Annotated in this window: 10 protein-coding genes; 5 read left to right on the top strand and 5 right to left on the bottom strand. The window is 51.9% G+C overall.

Features of this window, described 5'->3' with window-relative positions; genetic code table 11:
* Window positions 1-102: 102 nt before the first annotated feature.
* Window positions 103-1,935, bottom strand: a complete 1,833-nt coding sequence (locus SH302x_RS09030; protein ID WP_479368407.1) for an ABC transporter ATP-binding protein — start codon at window positions 1,933-1,935, stop codon at window positions 103-105.
* 87 nt (window positions 1,936-2,022) lie between these two features.
* Window positions 2,023-3,771, bottom strand: coding sequence for an ABC transporter permease subunit (locus SH302x_RS09025; protein ID WP_479368406.1), 1,749 nt, complete (start codon window positions 3,769-3,771; stop codon window positions 2,023-2,025).
* A 636-nt stretch (window positions 3,772-4,407) separates the two neighbouring features.
* On the opposite strand from SH302x_RS09025, the gene SH302x_RS09020 reads away from it, so the two are divergent.
* On the top strand, window positions 4,408-5,175 hold the full coding sequence (locus tag SH302x_RS09020) for an SRPBCC family protein (protein WP_479368405.1): 768 nt from the start codon (window positions 4,408-4,410) through the stop codon (window positions 5,173-5,175).
* A gap of 40 nt (window positions 5,176-5,215) precedes the next feature.
* The gene (locus tag SH302x_RS09015; RefSeq protein WP_479368404.1) at window positions 5,216-6,454 is read left to right on the top strand and encodes a zinc-dependent alcohol dehydrogenase; all 1,239 of its coding nucleotides are present in this window, start codon (window positions 5,216-5,218) and stop codon (window positions 6,452-6,454) included.
* A 198-nt stretch (window positions 6,455-6,652) separates the two neighbouring features.
* Here the strand turns inward: SH302x_RS09015 and SH302x_RS09010 are convergent, their stop codons facing one another.
* Together SH302x_RS09010 and corA are read right to left on the bottom strand one after the other, a co-directional pair.
* Window positions 6,653-6,883, bottom strand: a complete 231-nt coding sequence (locus SH302x_RS09010; protein ID WP_479368403.1) for a hypothetical protein — start codon at window positions 6,881-6,883, stop codon at window positions 6,653-6,655.
* Window positions 6,884-7,039: 156 nt separating this feature from the next.
* Window positions 7,040-8,230: a magnesium/cobalt transporter CorA gene (corA, locus tag SH302x_RS09005; protein WP_479368402.1), complete on the bottom strand. Its 1,191-nt coding sequence runs from the start codon at window positions 8,228-8,230 to the stop codon at window positions 7,040-7,042.
* Window positions 8,231-8,743: 513 nt separating this feature from the next.
* Between corA and SH302x_RS09000 the strand changes: the two genes are divergently transcribed.
* Together SH302x_RS09000 and SH302x_RS08995 are read left to right on the top strand one after the other, a co-directional pair.
* Window positions 8,744-10,063, top strand: coding sequence for a TlpA family protein disulfide reductase (locus SH302x_RS09000; RefSeq protein WP_479368401.1), 1,320 nt, complete (start codon window positions 8,744-8,746; stop codon window positions 10,061-10,063).
* A gap of 33 nt (window positions 10,064-10,096) precedes the next feature.
* The gene (locus SH302x_RS08995) at window positions 10,097-11,509 is read left to right on the top strand and encodes a hypothetical protein (protein WP_479368400.1); all 1,413 of its coding nucleotides are present in this window, start codon (window positions 10,097-10,099) and stop codon (window positions 11,507-11,509) included.
* Window positions 11,510-11,598: 89 nt separating this feature from the next.
* On the opposite strand, the gene SH302x_RS08990 is transcribed toward SH302x_RS08995, so the two are convergent.
* The gene (locus SH302x_RS08990) at window positions 11,599-14,319 is read right to left on the bottom strand and encodes an NHL repeat-containing protein (protein WP_479368399.1); all 2,721 of its coding nucleotides are present in this window, start codon (window positions 14,317-14,319) and stop codon (window positions 11,599-11,601) included.
* 701 nt (window positions 14,320-15,020) lie between these two features.
* Here SH302x_RS08990 and SH302x_RS08985 point away from each other — a divergent pair.
* Window positions 15,021-18,029 carry an autotransporter outer membrane beta-barrel domain-containing protein gene (locus tag SH302x_RS08985; protein WP_479368398.1) on the top strand — a complete coding sequence of 1,003 codons (3,009 nt, stop codon included), beginning with the start codon at window positions 15,021-15,023 and terminating at the stop codon, window positions 18,027-18,029.
* Window positions 18,030-18,068: the final 39 nt, after the last annotated feature.

Genomic DNA, 18,068 nt, shown 5'->3' with positions numbered 1-18,068 from the left:
CAACCTACAAGGACCAAAGCCAATGCCTAGAAGTAAACATTATGGCCTATTCCCCACGCATCGGAAAGTGTTCGTTGGAATAGTGCTGGTGTTGTTGGGCGCTCAAGTGCGAGGTAGATGAGGCGAAAACCGCATATAGTTCCAATGACGATAAGCATCGTTCTGTTCAAGCAACGTCGAGTGCTTGCCACATGCAGCTAAACGCCCAGCTTGCAAGAACAACACTTGATGGGCACTCCACAAAGTTTTCGATCGAGATGGAATGATGACCACTATCGCGCCGCGCGAGGCGAGACATTCAATCGCGTCTCGCGTGTCCGCTTCCATCTTGGCATCACCATGCGACGCTGGTTCCTGCATCACCACAATCGGCTTCTTCAAAGTCAGTGCCCGAGCAAGCCCCAATCGAAATGGGATATCTCCAGTTAGTCGGTCATCGTCTGGGCTAATCAAGGTCGCGAGCCCGTCTTGCAGCGAATTCACGGCAACATCACATTTGGTCCATTGCAAGATGTGATTCAAGTCGGCTGACATAACTTGCGAATTCTGGACGGTTCGCAAGTTGTCATTGACCGAGGCAGTGAACAGCGGGCCATCTTCTGAAACCCAGCAAGCGGCTTCTCCAAGCCGATCGACGCCAAGCTTGCTCAAAGCGATCCCTTCGATAAAACAATCGCCTTTGGAAGGATAACCAAAGCCTAGCAGCAAGTCCGCCAACGCACACTGTGACGTCGTGCTATCCGATGCGATTGCAACTATCTCTCCCGCGTGGAAATGGGCGGTAATGTTGTCTAGCGTGATTTCATCGGTATGGCTGTGCAGCGTCACATTACGCAGTTCAACGGTGCGGATTTCCTTTGGCAACACGACCGTTGGATCGCTGCGCACTTCAACCGGCGACTGAGATAAAAAATCTGCCAAGCTATGGATGTTTGGGATCACTGCATTCAAACCGCGGAGCGCCCGCGCAAAACGCTGGAAACCATACACCGCCAACAAAATGGTGACAAATAAGACTAATACAGCGACGATCGAAAGTTCGCTCTCAGGACGCAACACGCGGACGGCTGCCGCGAACATGATGACCAAACCGAACACGCCAGTTAAGCCAAGCGTTAACGGCGACTTCCACCCAGCATAGTTATCCAACGCTTGGTCGTGGGTCCGTAGACTGGCCAATTGATGCTCCAAGGCATCTACACTTACATGTTCGCGATGGATGGTGGCCAACAGCGGGCCTTTCCCTAGCCACTGCGACAATCGCTGCAAGGCCGAATTACGTTGCTCAAAGATTACCGGTCGCCCTCGCCGACGACGCCGGTCAAACCAAACGTACAATTGTTGCGAAAGCACTACAACGATCAATGAAAGCAGCGTCAGCAGCGGGTCAATCAGTGCCGCAATCGCGACGCACGCCACAGCCAAACACAGATAGCGCGGACCATAGCGCAACCAGCCAGCGGTCGATTCGCGGATGCTTGGGATATCTGTGTTGACCAATTGGTCGACCACCGACTGCAATAGAGTTGGACTGCGTCGTCGGACTAAAGATTGCAACTGTTTGTATACCGCCCGAAGTTGAGCTTGCGATTTCTCAATCGATATCTGCGTCGCCAGTTTGGCAACGACATAAAACAGAATTGCAATGCTGAATACTGCGATGAACATAAAGCTCAACAGGGCCGCGACGCCTCGCAACGTACTGCGTTCAGCCTCCAGCCAAACCGCATCTACGGATAAATATCGACCCAGCGAAATGCGATTGCCAGCCTCAGATAATTGTCGATAGCTGGACAAATACTCCCAGTACCAACCGAATACAACCAGCAGGAAGCCGCAACTGACCGCCAGCAGAACACTGAGAATCCAAATCGCAAGTGTGCTCGACGAATGCGGCGTCAGTCCACGCAACCGCTTTAAAGGGTTGGCAATCACAATGAATTCTCTTGGCTGTAGTTAGGCAAGCAGTCAACTTAAAGGAACCATGAGGTCTGCGCGGCTACCACCGGCCTGTCGAGCCGACTACGCAAGATCACGGTCTTCAAACAACAATAATCCTAACAGAATGGAGAGTCCACAAAATAGGATGGAATAGATAAAGAGGCCTGAGATATAGACAACTGGGATCGGAGTATTGGCATCGATCGCTCCATTCATCGAATACAGGTCTAAGTTCGGTGCCAATACGGCGATCAATTGTGCCACGAATCGAACAATCGGGAAGGAATTCTCCGACGAATCCACGATTGCAGGCGTCAAGTGACCGATCAGGTAAATACTAAAACATATCGCGAAATTCGCCAATTGCGGCAGTCGAGTCGCGATCCCCACCGACAGCGTCGTCAGCGTTGCGACCTGGAAAAACACCATCACTATGCCAGGCACCGTTCGTATCATTTCCAGGAAACAGTTCTGCCACAACGGCGGCTGCTGCGAATTCTCATGTGCGTCATACAGCGGCTTGTAGGCGACGGCAAGCAGTTCCAAAGTCCCCAAAACCAACACCATCAATAGCAAGATCCAAAGGATGCCCAGCAATTTGCCAAAGATAAAGGAGCGTCGATGGATTGGCTTGGACAACAGCGTCAACGCCGTTCTGCCTTCAATTTCATCGCTTACACTACTGCTTGCAGACCAAACCCCCTGGAACAGGCAGACGACCATGATCAGCGAAATTCCGCAATCCTTTAGTAGCTTGATATCTTCGCCCAAGGTATGGAAAGGGACATAGACGAACATGATGATGCTCAAGCCTGCGAAGAGCATCAAGATCTTCGGCAAAGGTTGCGTGAATTCGCTCTTGGCAGTGGCCAAGGCAATCGCGGATAACCGCGGAGCTGCACCAAGCTGCAGAAACCAAGCGGCCCCAATCAGGAACGTCAAAACCGCGATCGGAGTCAAGGCCCGCATCTCCGGTTGCTCGGCCGCGGTTTCAATCGTGAAGTTAATTGTCGCTGCGTCAAACTCCAAGTTTTGTGCGTACAGCTCGTAGCCTAAGTTCACCGGAATGGGTGGCAGGGACTTGCTGGTAGGATCCCACTGTAAAGCGTTGCGAGCTGTGATACGCACTGGATTCTCAAGCAAATCGTTGCTCGAATCCTTGACCGTCAAAATGATATTTCGATCGCTTTCGATCAATACCTTGCGGACAGCCTGAGGATTGTAGTTCAACTTCACCGGCTCAATGGGGCCAACCGCCGCATCGGCAGGCACTCCCGCTAATTGGATTGATTGCTTGGTCGTGCCTTCCGAAAAAAGTCGCGGTATTCCCGACAGCATGCTGATCGGAGTCTCCACGACAAAGGTCGCAAGCACCCCGAGACCTACGATGAAGAGCAACGTACCCAAGATCGCCGCCCCGATTCCGGACGAAAGCGTCTCAGGCATTTCGCCGACAAAACGACGATTGGAGCAGTACATCAACGCGAGGAAACCAATGCCAAAACAAGCCATCATCGAGGGCACAAAGTGCCAGAATTCGCCCTCGCCCGCGGCACCAGCAACCTCACTCATGTAGCGATAAAGCGGCAAACCTGCGATTGCAGTCGCAACGGCCGACAATCCGACACCGATCCACAACGCAGCTCCGCTCCGCTGCAGCTTCTCGAACAACGGCACGCGAGACATTAAATAGATCGCGGCATAAAGGACAACAAGAGCCAACAGGCCCACCAAAACGCCAATCGAGATAATCCAAAATGGAGTTGCCCAACGAACCAACCACCATTCGCTAGCTGCCAAAATCGAAAACGCGTTACCGAGCTGCATCATCAAAATTTATTCGACTGTAAAATTCGCCCGATGTGCTGCCTACAGTTGACCTGAACCGCAGTACTACCCCCACACCGGAACACCTTCGAAGCTCCATTGTCATCACGGATGACCGATTCGTCGAGGCGGCTTAGCGTTTCGCTACGCCACATTTTCAGAATCGGTTCGGATTTTAGCTGTAATTCGTGACGAAACCATCCGTTTGCCTTGCGATACGCCTCCCAAGTTGCTTATCGCCCGCCCACAGGCCTGATCCCGCTGGTCTGAAATCGTCCGCCGTTCCGAGCGACATTCAGCGATCTGCTACAAACTGTTCGCCACCCCCGAGCCCAAGTCGCATTTTGCGTCGCATGTGCATGTTGTCCTCCGCGGATCTCAGAAATGGCTGATTCAAGGAATGAGAATTGCCTCTGCTCTCTGAGGAATGTAAACCCCCAATGTGTCCAACTCCGTTTCGCAAGGCAAGTAGCTTGTTGCTTTGATCAGTCGCACAGCGTCCGGTCAAAGTGTTTCATCAGCCGAAATGCGTTAACATCCGGTTAACTCATTAAAAAGCAACAACTTCTTAAAAAGCAACAACTTCCACGCCTTGATCGAACCGTATTGCGACCAGTCCTATTTCGAAGGAGTGTCATCGTGTCAGAAAATTCCATTGCCCAATTTCGCCGTGAGCGACAATCGCAACAAACGCGTTCTCAATCTAGCTCGTGTTCTCGAGTCAATGTCAGCGAAGCAGAACGTTTGATTTCTACCGGTGGCGGCCTGCTGCTGATGCTGACAGGACTTGGCCGAGGGCGAACTGCGGGCATCGCATCGCTGGTCGCCGGAGGAGCGCTGGTCTATCGAGGGTTAACCGGTCATTGCCATGCTTACGAAGCGATGGGGATCGGCTGTCAAGATGCCGATCGACCCATGGTTATTCATGCTGGCGAAGGTGTAAAGGTCGATAAGACCATTCGCGTCAATCGCAGTGCCGAGGACCTTTACCAGTTCTGGCGTAACTTCTCCAACTTGCCGCAGGTGATGAGTCATCTCAAAGAAGTTGTCGTGCAAGACGAACAGAAGTCCCATTGGATTGCGAAAGGCCCCATGGGCATTCGATTAGCTTGGGACGCTGAAATTATCGCTGACCGTGAAAATGAAATGGTTTCATGGCGATCTTTGTCAGGCAGCCAAGTGGATACGGCTGGCAGCGTTCGATTTGAGCCGCTGGGCGATGGCCGCGGAACCTCCGTCAGTATCTCGCTGAAATACAATCCGCCCGGCGGCAAACTAGCGGACTCCATCGCGTGGATGTTTGGTGGCGGCCTAGAACAAACGCTGAATCACGATCTGCGACAATTTAAGAGCTTGATGGAAAGCGGCGAAGTTCCCTCGATCGCCGGCCAGCCGCACGGCAGCTAACAAACGGGCTCCCAATACCCCTTCGAGAAAGCTATGCACCATGAAAGCCGTTTGTTGGTATGGAAAACAAGACGTACGTGTCGTCCACGTTCCCGACCCTGAAATCATCAACCCTCGCGATGCAATCTTGAAGATCACGTCAACCGCCATCTGCGGCAGTGATCTGCATTTGTATAATGGAGTCATCCCCACGATGCACCGCGGCGATATCCTAGGTCATGAGTTTATGGGGGAAGTCGTGGAACTGGGGTCAGCCGTAAAGAACTTAAGTATCGGCGACCGCGTGGTGGTGCCTTTCACAATCGCCTGTGGACATTGTTTCTTTTGCGAACGGAAGCTTTGGTCGTTGTGCGACAATTCCAATCCGAACGCATCCAAGGTCGAGGCTGCTTATGGCTATTCCGGCTCAGGCATGTTCGGTTACTCCCACATGTTTGGTGGATACGCGGGAGGCCAAGCTGAATATGTGCGAGTCCCCTTCGCGGATGTTGGCCCATTTAAAATACCAAGCGAAATGTCAGATGAACAAGCTTTGTTTCTCTCCGACATTCTTCCGACAGGTTATATGGCGGCCGAAAACTGCAACATCCAACCGGGGGATACCGTCGCTGTGTGGGGGTGTGGCCCCGTGGGACAATTTGCCATCCAAAGCGCTTGGTGGCTAGGTGCCAGTCGCGTCATTGCAATCGATCATAGCGAGCGGCGTTTGGAACTGGCCAGACAATTTGGCCATGCTGAGACGCTGAACTTCGATGAGGTCGATATACCTGACGCTCTTAACCAGTTAACCGCAGGTATCGGTCCAGACGCATGTATTGATGCCGTCGGGCTGGAAGCCCACGGCACCTCCATGGACGCGATTTATGATCGGGTGAAACAAAGTATGCTGCTAGCGACTGATCGCATCCACGCGCTACGCCAAGCGATCTACTGCTGTCGGAAAGGTGGCACGCTTTCGATCCCAGGTGTTTACGGAGGCCTGCTGGACAAGTTCCCGTTGGGCGCGGCATTCGGCAAAGGGATGAAGATGGCCATGGGACAAACGCACGTCCATCGCTATTTGCCCGACCTATTAAAACGTGTTGAGGGATCGCAAAACGAGGCAAAATCTGATGGCTCAAAAGCATCGGCTACACCTTCTAACTTGCCCGATGCGAACGAGGCGTTTGACCCCAGCTATATCATCACGCATCGCCTTTCGCTAGAAGAAGCGCCAGGTGCGTACAAGCTGTTCAACGAACAAAAGGACGAATGCATCAAGGTTGTCCTAAAACCTTAGCATTAGATGAAAGCCTAGCGAAGTCGGCAACTCACTTCACTGTGCGAGCTTCGCTCGTTTGCGTGACATTCTATTGGAAGGCAGTAGGTTCACTCTCTGTCTGCAATCTCGCAGGTGGTGTTCGGCAAGAAGTGCCATCAACTCCGCTTAATGGCGGTAGTACAAACACGTCAGCCAGCTTCATTGAACGACATGTGTCTACACATGAGACCGCGTCCATGCTGGTGGGTCGCTGGCAGGAAACGAGTCCTCCGATGCCTCTTCGACCAACTCATCCTCCGCCGCTTTGTGCGCGGCTTCTTCAATTGCTTGACAATCGTCCTGGCTCTGCGGTGTCCGATCCAGAACCATCAAAAAATCTGGCAGACATTGGCTCCAAGGCAGATGCAACGGATTGTTGGTTTCCGCAGGAGGAAAAGAGATGTTCATGGTACGGTGCCCTGATCAAATAGGAGATTGAGTAAAACTCGGTCAGCACTAGGCGATTGACTGACACTATGAATCGATAGGTGCATATGCAGCGCCAAAACGACCATAGAGCGGTGGATTGAGTTAAATCTGCAACGTCACTACCTACCACTGGTCTCAAATCCAGCGGCGCCAGCGAAAATACCCTAGCATGCCACTAGCCATCGTCAGCATCAATCCCAACGCGCCGACGTAGCCGTAAGGGACGCCGAGTTCCGGCATATTACCAGGTAAACTAGTGTCAAAGTTCATGCCATACACACCCGCCACGAACGACAGCGGTATAAAGATGCTGGACATGATGGTTAGCACTTTCATAATCTCATTCATGCGGTTGCTAACCACCGACATATAGTAGTCGCGAATCCCGCTAGCAACTTCGTTATACGTGTCTGTTGCATCGTTCACGTGGATCACGTGGTCAAAGCAGTCACGCAGGAAAACTCGTGTGTCGGGCGAGATGTTGGGAAAGTCATCGCGAATCAGTTGGTTTATCATGTCGCGGTGCGGCCGAACAATTCTGCGCAGGGCAAGTAATTGGCCTCGTAGATGATGCAAGTCTTCAAAGCCGTTTCCTCGTCGGCCCTCGGTGATCTCCTCGTCGATGGCATCCAAGCGATCTGCGATGTGATCGATGAAGGGGAAATAACTATCGATCACTGAATCCAACAAGCAATACAGGATGTAATCGACGTTGGCACTGCGGATCGCTCCTCGCCCTTCCTTCATGCGATTTCGCAACGAGTCCCAATTATCGCCAGGCCGTTGCTGGAAACTGACCAAGACGTTGGATCGCATCACAAATGAGATTTGTTCGCTATCGCGTGCGTCATGGCCATCGATCTCGCGGGCGACGATGAACAAACTGTCTCCGTACTGATCCACTTTTGCACGTTGATGCACATTCAGCACATCTTCCATCGCCAGTGGATGGACACCAACCAGATCAGCGATCGCTCTCAGTGTTTCAATCGTACCTAGGCCAGTAACATCGATCCAGATCGGTGCGTTGGACTGCAGCATCTGCTGCAATTGTTCCACCGAAACATTGTTCCGCATAAGGTATGTGCCGTCGACACTGGATGCCACTCGGATCGTCGTTGAAGGAGCATTTGGGTCGACGTGCAAAGCGCCCGGCGGCGCGTTAGGCGGCGCCGCCGTCTTGCGTAAACGCCATCTTTTCCTTTTGCTCTTTTTCGTTTCAGCTTTGCGCATCGTCTCTATTTCCATCTCCACTACATTTCCATCCGTTCGTTGAACGCTATCGCGGCTTGACGCAACACCATTGAACATACGGTTACCAATCATAGCGCCCTTGTTTTACCATGACTTTGCAAGGCGCGAAATCTCCAAGCAGAGGCGACGGGTCTCATTTCGCGGAACGCCTGTCACCAGTCGCTGCGGCTTACGACTCGCAATGCGTCAGTGGGCAGAAGAATGGCGGGAGAAGAATGTTTGGAACGAAGTTAGCGCACCAATCCTATTGCAGCGGGTTGGGGCAAGCCCAACGGTCGCTCAGAGCTCGCCTTCATAAAACAAATGGCACTGGAAGACTGAAGCCATCTCACCGCTGGCCTTGTGCCCAGCACCATAGCGATCTCCATCGCCAATCCTCCGCACACCTGACAAGGCCCGCTCGCAGGTTGCCCCGATCCAGCGTGTGGTACAACGCGCCAGCTTCATCGGCACGCGGTGGTCTCGGCATCGATTTAGCGCCTAGGTACGGCAAAGACCGCAGCATTCATGCCCCCTTTACTCATTTACTTCGCTTATACTGAGGAGATTGGATTTTTCTGAAAACTCTGACTTGTGCGAAAATCAATGAATGCCATTCAACGAATCATACAGATTTTCTTGCTGAGTGCCACACTTTCGTTGCTTTCACCTGCATCCCGGGCAGACGACATCCTGGGCTACATACTGGCCCCGCTGCGGACCGAATTCCATCGGGCTGAAATCTCGTCAAAGGCATCAGCGGTCCTCATCGTGAACGCCAATTCAATTGATGCAACTCAAGAGGACTTGCTAGAAGGGCGTCGAAAGACAATGCTGTCTGATCTACGCACGTTGTCAGACAGGGCGAACGATCTACTCTTAATTCGTATTGAATATTCCGGTGGCAAGAAACTTGAAAAGGACGTGATCGTTCGCCTGAAGGAGCAGCTTAAAGCACTGTCATTCGAGTCTGGATTTTCCGATTCACAAGTCGCAGAGGAATGGACGTCCTTGGAGTGGGATTTGGGAACTGGTTCGTTGGGATCAGGGCTGATGGATGATGAAGAGGAAGAGAATCTGATCATGAATAAGACACTGGTCGCTGCTGCTATCCGAACCCGTATTTCCAAGTTGCATGCTGGGAACGGCGATGCATTTATCAAACTTCGCAGCCCGATCGATGCTCGCAATTTGGAATTGACTGAACAAACAAAAGACTTGGTTCGAAATGCCGTTCAATCGATGGATCTGTTGTCCCCACGCAAGCTACAATTCCATGTCAATAGTACGAACGCAGGGGCCGAAGTTGTCGACGATCTTTTCTCTTACCGTCAACCGCCAGTAATACCCGATGATGCTCCGCCCGCAATTAAGAAGTTTCTGCAAAGTCAGCAAGAAAGCTTTGTGAAGTCTCCAGCTCAACAGCTTGCTGAGGAATTAGGATTTCAGGTAATTGGATATACACACTCGTACAACGGAGGCGCACCGGAGTTGCTGCTTGACAAGCTTGCACCTGCTTTCGAGCTAAAGGACTTGGACGGCAATCTGGTCAAATGGCCCGAGTGGCGCGGAGATCGGCCAGCGTTGATCACCTTCTGGGGAGTGGCCTGTGGACCATGCCGTTTAGAAGCGCCGCACCTATCGCGGTTTCATGAAAAGTACGGTGACGAAGTGGCCATCATTGGTGTCAACGCTTATCCCGAGACGAATGACACCATCCTTGATTATGTCACTGAGGAAGCGATTAAGCATCCAATTGTGACTGGAGGCAGCGAAGTTGCAAAGTTAACATACAATGTGGCTTCTTATCCCACAACCTTCTGGATAAATCGTCAAGGTGAAGTGGTGCGCTACGTAATTGGATTTGAAAGTGGCGAGCAACTGGAAGCCGAACTCGCGGAGTTTCTTGCTGACCAAAAGAAGTAATACATTGGATTTATCAAGTCGAAGCTTGCTTACATGAATCAAAACAGCCCTTATACAGGTCCACATACCTCAACACCTCCACGTGGTAAGAAAGCCGTTCGTTGGTGGTTGATTTTTTCAATTTTCGCAGTGCCGATCGTGTTATGCACGACCGCAGTTTTCGCATTTCGCATTGCATATACGCTTCGTGAAAATAGTGGCCGAAAAGCGATGGCGATTGAAATACAAAGGCTTGCAACAGAAGGTTATCCTGTTGACGATGAGTCGACTTACCAACTCTACTTGAGCCGAACCGATGATTCCAAACAGCAAGAGTGGCTTAACATATTTGCGAAATTACACTCAGCGAATTTTAACGAACTCTCCGCTGGAATCCCACTACTTGATCGCAGAGTTGTTGATAGGCTCCCGCTCGGTGCTGCAATTAAAGAAGACTGGGCTCATGCAGAGACTTGCTCAGCACTCGTTACAGAGTTCCAATCGCTGATCGACGAAATCAGGTTACTTGCTACAGCTCCAACACCAGTTCGCTTTCCAATATTTTTTCAGTCGATAGAAACACGCCTTCCCGAAGTCGAAAATGTCAAAAGAGTTGCGTTTTTGTTAGCCACCGATTCGCAAGTTGCATTGCACTTCGGACAAGGTGAACGTGTGAAACTCGATATCATCGCACTCTATCACGTTGCAAAACAACTCGACGCGATTCCGTCGGTTTATGCCCGTTTGGTTGGAATCGTCATTCGAGGACTAGCAATCGAGATCATACAGTCAAGCAGCGAAGTGGATCTGCTTACTGATAGCCAGTTGGATGAAGTTGACGCCATGCTTCAATTGCACTGTGACATTGCCGATAAATGGCATATTATGATCCGCGAAGAACTCGGGTTTTGCCTTCCGGTTTTCATCAATCCATCGATTGCAATGGAAACGGCCACTCGAATACCTGCCAGAGGACACGATGCTGTTTACTTCATTGGCCTAATGCGTCGAGCGATGGAACTGAATACTTCGAGTTGGCAGCAGTTCTATACGGGAGCAGCAGAGCTAGAAATAGATTTGAAGGCAGGCCGCGGGCATACAATTCAATCGGCAGATCGAATTCTAACTTATGTTGTGGCTCCTGCATTTCATACCGCAGCGGTTTCACTAATGAACCATGCCCAACTGCATCGTCAAGCTCGTTTGGCAGTTGCAATCCGGCGTTACAGTCACGAACGAAGCGAGCTACCACCGACGCTTGAAGTGCTTGGTGACGGCACAACGCAGCTTCGCCCCTTTGGAAGTAAGCCATTCGGCTACCAACTGGAAGCTGACAAGGCTGTCTTGTGGGGTTTTGATTTGTCGGATGATCTGCAGCAAACGCCCGATACACCGCCAAGTCTCGACCTTCAGCGTCCAGATGCGTCTGGGTATATGAAACTCGTTTGGAAGCTGAACCGCCCGTAAAGCGCATCTGCAGCTATGATTTGCAGAGAGACGTACAGTACATAATGAAGTTGCTCCGGTATCGGCACATCCGCTTTTTGTCACAGGGCTCACGGTGTCGCAAACCGATACAAAGGTCCTATCTCATTGGGTATAGCTAGCATTTCTTTTCCGTTGGCTATCAAGTGCGGCTGGAAATATTTGTCCTCAAGGCTCAACGCAGACGCTTGAATTAATTGGCCGTAAGCGCTGTAGAAAACAACTTTGCCTTCACCGGCTAACACGATTCGATTACCGTCAAAAGCTAGACGAGGGAAGCTGCCTACGATTGGCGGAAAAGGAATCGTGAGAGCTGGAGTGCCGTCCGCGTGGTAGACACTAACCGTTTGTTGATCGAGCACCGCGAATGAACCGTCCACTGCGAAACAAGCGTGGGTAGGACTCATTAGCCATTTTCCGTCAGGCCGACGAGATATCTCTTGAACGACGGTCCCATCGGAATCAACGAGAACCGCGGTGTCAAGGGTAAGCGCCAACATATAGTTGGTACCTGGCTGGTAGTACAAACAATTGGCTTTAAAGCGAAGTCTTATCGTCCTGATCTGCTCACCAAAAGAACTAAACTCAATAAATCGTCCTGAAGAAACATAGTCCCGGATACATTCCAAGATCGTACCTGAGTCACTTACGGACAATGTTGTACCAAAAAGCGCCTCAACAGAATCCTCCACCTTCGGAGTACATTGGCCAATTTTGGTACCATTTGAATCGAAGATGTGGACCGCGTTATTGCGTCCATCAGCTAGGTAAATGTGCCCTTGTCTATCGACTGTGCTGCAAGCTATTCGAATCAGACGATTGGTCTCGGGAGCCACACCCAAGATACGATCAACCACCCCATCACTATTCATTCGGAAGACTGAATCGCCGTCCGTCGCCCACAGCAGTCCGTTAGGCGCAATCGCAAAGAACCTTTCGGACAATGGCCGCCCACTTGCGAGTTTCATTGTAAGTTTCCCTCGTATACTCCCGTCAGGTTTCGTGAGCACAAACGGCGGCGATCCGCGGAAGTCACGTAGGACAAAACCGTTGCTGGAAGATGCAATACCTGTTAAGTAGTTGGGCGTACGTCCCCATTTCTCTCTCAGATCAATAGCGCGAATGAACTTTCCTTCATGACTGAAAATCTGGATCTTGTTTTGGATTAAGTTAAGTACTGCGACCTCATCATCGGGCGTCACTGCGATGTCTTCGGGGCTGAACAACTCCGATTGATCATTGCGTGTGCCGCCATCGACTTTCCAACTCACTTGCCCCGTATGGTCAAACCCGAACAACCCATCGGCTATGGTGTACTTGTAACGCATCTTGGCAAGTGCCACGAAACCGCCATCTGAAAAGCGTAGCAGTCGCTCAACAGGCGGCGATTCAAAGCCGATCACTGGAGTAAGAGACCGTTCTTTCGAATCGACCCACCATGCACGAGATACTTTCCCTGGACCATATTCGGCTCGGGTCAAAAGGAACCGATCTTCAGAAATCCAACTGCACGAACGCCAGCTTGAGTTCTCGTCGGCAGCAATGTTTAGTGGAACTTCACAAACATTCTTTCCCATGTCGTCCACCAAAACGAAGTCATCTTTCTTGGCATCGTGGCGAATAAATCCAATTCGACCTCGGTCGTCGAAAGTGAAACTCGTCAGGCCGCGTATTAATGACACTTCCGCGGGTAAGTCGAGCTGGATTTGCCCCAAAGTCTCTATTGGCAAGAGCTGCATAGGCTGGGTAAAAGTAGTTCTTAACAGTAAGAACTCATCCACACTCATTGGTTGTGCTGCCACCTCTTGAACTCTCCATGATTCCGATAAATTAGTTACCCGAAATCGTACGCGTTGTGATCTCGCAGCAATATACACGTCAAAACTAGCCTTATCGTTGGCACTAAGAATTGCGCCATTCTTCTGCACATATTCCATCAATCGATCCTGTGTGCTTTCGTCTCCTGCGATGACATAGTCGCGAGGCAGTACAAGTTCCCAAACCGGGACGCAGTCCTTATCAACGAGCGTGAAGTGTGCCCCAATGATTGTGCCGCCCTGGCCTCGCGTATCTGGATACTGATAACGCCACCAATGCAAAAGAATCAGGGGAGTGCCCTTCACGACGCGAGCATCAATCAAGTATGCTAAGTTACTTGTTTCATTCATTTGCTCTCGTGGCTGACGGCGATCAATGAGGTTGCCTGATGTGAGTGCATAAGTCCACCATGACTCGCTGCGTCTGTTCACATCAGCGTCTGCGATCCGGAAGATCACTCGATCTTGATCTTCGTCCACGATGATGCCCCTTGACAATGGATTTGGTAGAGTATGCAGGAAGCGACTCGACTGCCGTTCGGTTGCTTCGTTGAGTCTGGGCTCGCCCGAGGGATCGAGTATCACAACGCGGAAATCGCCAACACCATTGTCAGCCCCGAAGCCCTCTGCCCCATGACTGTACGAGTATCCGACAACTTCTCCCGCGTCGGTAACAACAACTTCTTGCAGAGTGAATGGTAGTTCCGCCCGCCAAACTCGTTCACCGTCCTTAGTCATTTCATACGTGGCACCTCCTCGACCATACCTGTCGGTCGGGTCAACTGACAATCGGAAAGCTTTTGACTGCGATGTATACACCATGAAATTGACGATGGACTCGTCAACATATTCCGCTGAAGTCACTTCCAAAGAGCGAAGTTGCTGCTGAGTCCGATTCCAATTTAGAAAGGAAACGAAACCAATTGTTGCTAGAAACGCGGCAACACAAAACATACGCAGACAAGTTCCATACATTCGATCTCGCCTCGAAAATGGCTTTCAGAACAACTGGCAATCAGAAAAGATGCATTCTACAGATTCCAGGCCAACCCGTGGTCTCTCAAACTCATCAATTCTTACGGCCTTTAACTGAATTTCATGTCGAGATACAAAAGAAATCATGTCTGCTTGCAGACGCTAGTCCTGGGCTGTCAGCAAGGCTGCTTGGCAAAATGCGATTAGCGCGTATGTCGTTAAGCATTCTGGCCTTCGCCACACGAAAAGTTTCAAGCTATTTGGGAAGCCAAGGCCGTCATGCGTGGGATCGTTCACGGTTGGGTTGTGTTCGGACTACCGCTGGTTGCGTGTAGCCAGTGGAGACATCGTCGCGTGCAAGTTCTTGAAGTAGGCCAGTGAGCACGCGCTAACGAAACGAACACGCCCAAACACTTAACAGCAGAAATACATGCTAAATCGACAACGATAAGTTTTTCCGGTCCTGACGATAGTGCGGATTTTTATGAACGCGGCAGTCTGCAATCTCATCCGTTGGACAATTGCCCTTGCCCAGCCCAATCCGATACCGGTTGTCTGAAGAGCGAAAACTCTCAAGCGAAGATCCTATGGATTGGTCACCGGGGACGACCAATAACCTGCAGTACTTACCAATGCTGCTGCGGGCATAACGAAGTCATCTCGCGGTCAAATTGTTGCGAACAAAGTGAAGGGATTTACTGATGTCGTCGAGGAACTGTGCTGGCCTGAATGTGGCTCAATTGGATTCAGTTGCCAGGAAGTCCAATCGCAAGATCCGTGCACTCCAGCGATTGCGTCGCATGGTCCTATCGGGAATGCTCGCTGCGGGCACTTGCCTCGGGTCGTCTACATGGGCGGCAGAGTACTTTGTTACCAGTGCGGCCGACTCTGGTGCTGGGTCGCTGCGAGAAGTTCTTGCTTTGGCAAATCTCAACGCTAGCTCGGCCGATACCATCCGCTTTGATAGTTCACTTTCAGGGCAGACGATCAACATCAGTTCGATGCTGCCGATGATTTCGAAATCTAGCGGCGGCAGTTTAAGCATCGTTGGCTTGGGGGCAGACCAACTGAGCATTAGCGGGCAGAGTTTAACTCGGATCCTATGGGTGGATTCAGGAAGCGTTACGGTCGAAGGGGTGATGTTGGCCAATGGAAATGCTCAAGGGGGTGCCGGTGGCGACACCAGTTACGGAGGCGGTGGCGGTGGTGGACTGGGAGCCGGCGGAGCACTGTTTGTGAACAGCAATGGAAACGTCACACTGCGCGACGTGAGCTTGGTCAACAACATTGCTCAGGGAGGTCAAGGAGGCAGCTACAACTCATCAACCCACGGCTATGGTGGCGGCGGTGGCGGCGGATTGGCCGGTAACGGGGGTTCAGGGCACTTTTATGCAGGCGGCGGGGGGGGCGGATTAGCCGGAAATGGCGGCAACGGCTACTTCGAAGGAGGAGGCGGTGGTGGAGGTGCATCGGAAGATGGCAGCATCGGCAACTTCATGCATGGCGGCAGCGGTGGAGGCAGCGAGGGAGGCGACGGCGGAAACTACTCCCAAGATGGTAGCGATGGGCAAGCCATGGGAGGTGGCGGCGGGGGGGGAGATTCGACCGCAGGTGGCAATGGCGGTGAGTTTGGCGGAGGTGGAGGTGGCGGTGTGTTTAGCTCTGGCGGAAACGGTGGTTTCGGCGGGGGGGGCGGGGGGGCTGGATTATTTAGTCATACAGCCAGTACCGGAGGTTACGGTGCGGGTGACGGCGGGCAAGAAGATTCTGGCGGCGATGGCGGCGACGGCTTGGGTGGAGCTGTTTTCGTAAGACAAGGCGGGTCGGTGACTTTCGAGAACGTCACATTCGCCAGCGGCTCGGTTGCAGGGGGCGCCGGTGGGGTTGGCAGTCATGCCATCGGCACCGACGGAGTTGGAATATCAGCCAATGTGTTCGCGATGGAAGGAGCAACCATCAGCTTCGCTATGGCATCCGGTTCAGACATGCAGTTGGACGGGCAAAGCTTCCAGATTGATCAATTGACCATTACTGGCGATGGAACCGTGGACGTGACCGGCGATGCAACGATTAACCAAGGGGTAATCGTCGAAACGGGAACTTTTAAGGTCAATGCAAACACAACAACCAATGTGACCGTCAATACGAACGGTACACTGGGCGGCAGCGGTACGATCATCGGAGACCTGATGCTCAATGGCACTCTCGCTCCCGGGAATTCCATCGGAACGTTGACCGTCAACGGCAACGCAACATTCGGCGCTGGCAGTGTGACGACCATTGAGATCAATGATGGTGGCACAACTCCGGGAGTGAATCATGACTCGATCACAGTTAACGGCGACGTCGTTATCAACGGTGGTTCAGTGAACGTAGTCAGTGCCCCCGGCAATTACACGGGAGGTTCGGTCTACACCTTTCTAACGGCTAATAGCGTTACGGGAACTTTTGATTCGATCACCGATGATCTGGCCTTCTTTGATGCCTTCTTAATCTATGGAGCAAACTCGGTCGCATTTGAACTGATCGCGAACATGAGCGACTTTGCACCCATCGCTAGCACCAGAAACCAATTGTCGATCGCTCAAGTCCTGGATGCCAACAGTTCTGGGGCTCCAGCAGAACTGCAGATGCTGCTGGATGAAATGACACCGCTGACCAACCAACAAGTCCGCTTCAGCTTGGATCAAATGGGCGGCGCAATCTACGGTACGCTTCCGGTAGCCAGTCTGCAACATACCTCGTTCTATCTCTCGCAGATGTCGGCCCACATCAAGAACTTAAGGTATCACCAAAGTGCAACGCCGAACCGTCACGCGAACGTGGGATCGGCTAGCCTTGAATATGTTTCGTTTCAGAAGCCTGTCGATGACGCGCAGATTGCCGGCTGGATCAGCGGCTACGGCTTGGGTGGTCAAGCGCAAAGCGATGGCAACGCCGATGGCTTTCGATACGGAATCGGCGGTACACAGATTGCCGTGCAACGCGAATTGGTGCAAGGGCACTCCGTGGGGCTATGGAGCAACATGGCTTGGAGCAACGTGCGCGGAAAGCAACTTAACGAGCGAGCCGATGTTGAAAACTATCACTTCGGAAGTTATCTCACCGGCAACGAAGACGGCCACTACTACTTAATCCTTGGCGGGCTAGGGTACGATCATGTCGAAGTGCGACGCAATGTGACCATTGGGGGCGTCAGTGCAACGCCCAGCAGTTCGTTCGACGGATGGCAAGCCAACACGTATCTGGAACGCGGGCTGTCTCTGAATGTGCTTGGCTGGAACTTGCAACCCTATACCGCGCTGCAATACGTCTATCTGCGTCAAGGCGACGCGTTAGAAAGCGGAGGCGGTATTTTGAATCTAGCGACCTCTGCGTTGGACGTGCATTCGCTGCGAAGCTCTTTGGGCGGTCGGCTTGCCAAATCCGTACTTACAGGACGTGGTCGCGTGTTAACTCCGGAAGTTCGAGGAGCGTGGATTCACGAGTTCTTGGATACCAACTACGTCGTTGGCTCTAGCTTTGCAGGTTTGCCTGGATCAGGTTTTGCTGTACAAGGTGTCGACTTAGGTCGCGATTGGGCTTCCAGCGGACTGGGGCTAAGCTTGGGCAGCGGCTTGGGTTCGAGAGTCTTCGCGGGTTATGACGCGCAGTACAATGCGAACCAAGTGTTGCATGTAGGATCAGGCGGGCTTGAATTGGTCTACTGAAATTCGAACCGGTCAGTGTGAGATGCAAAACGCAAGACC

This window comes from Njordella calcicola, from assembly GCF_056494125.1.
Note: the sequence above shows the minus strand (reverse complement) of the source record. Positions and strands in the feature narration are given on the sequence as shown.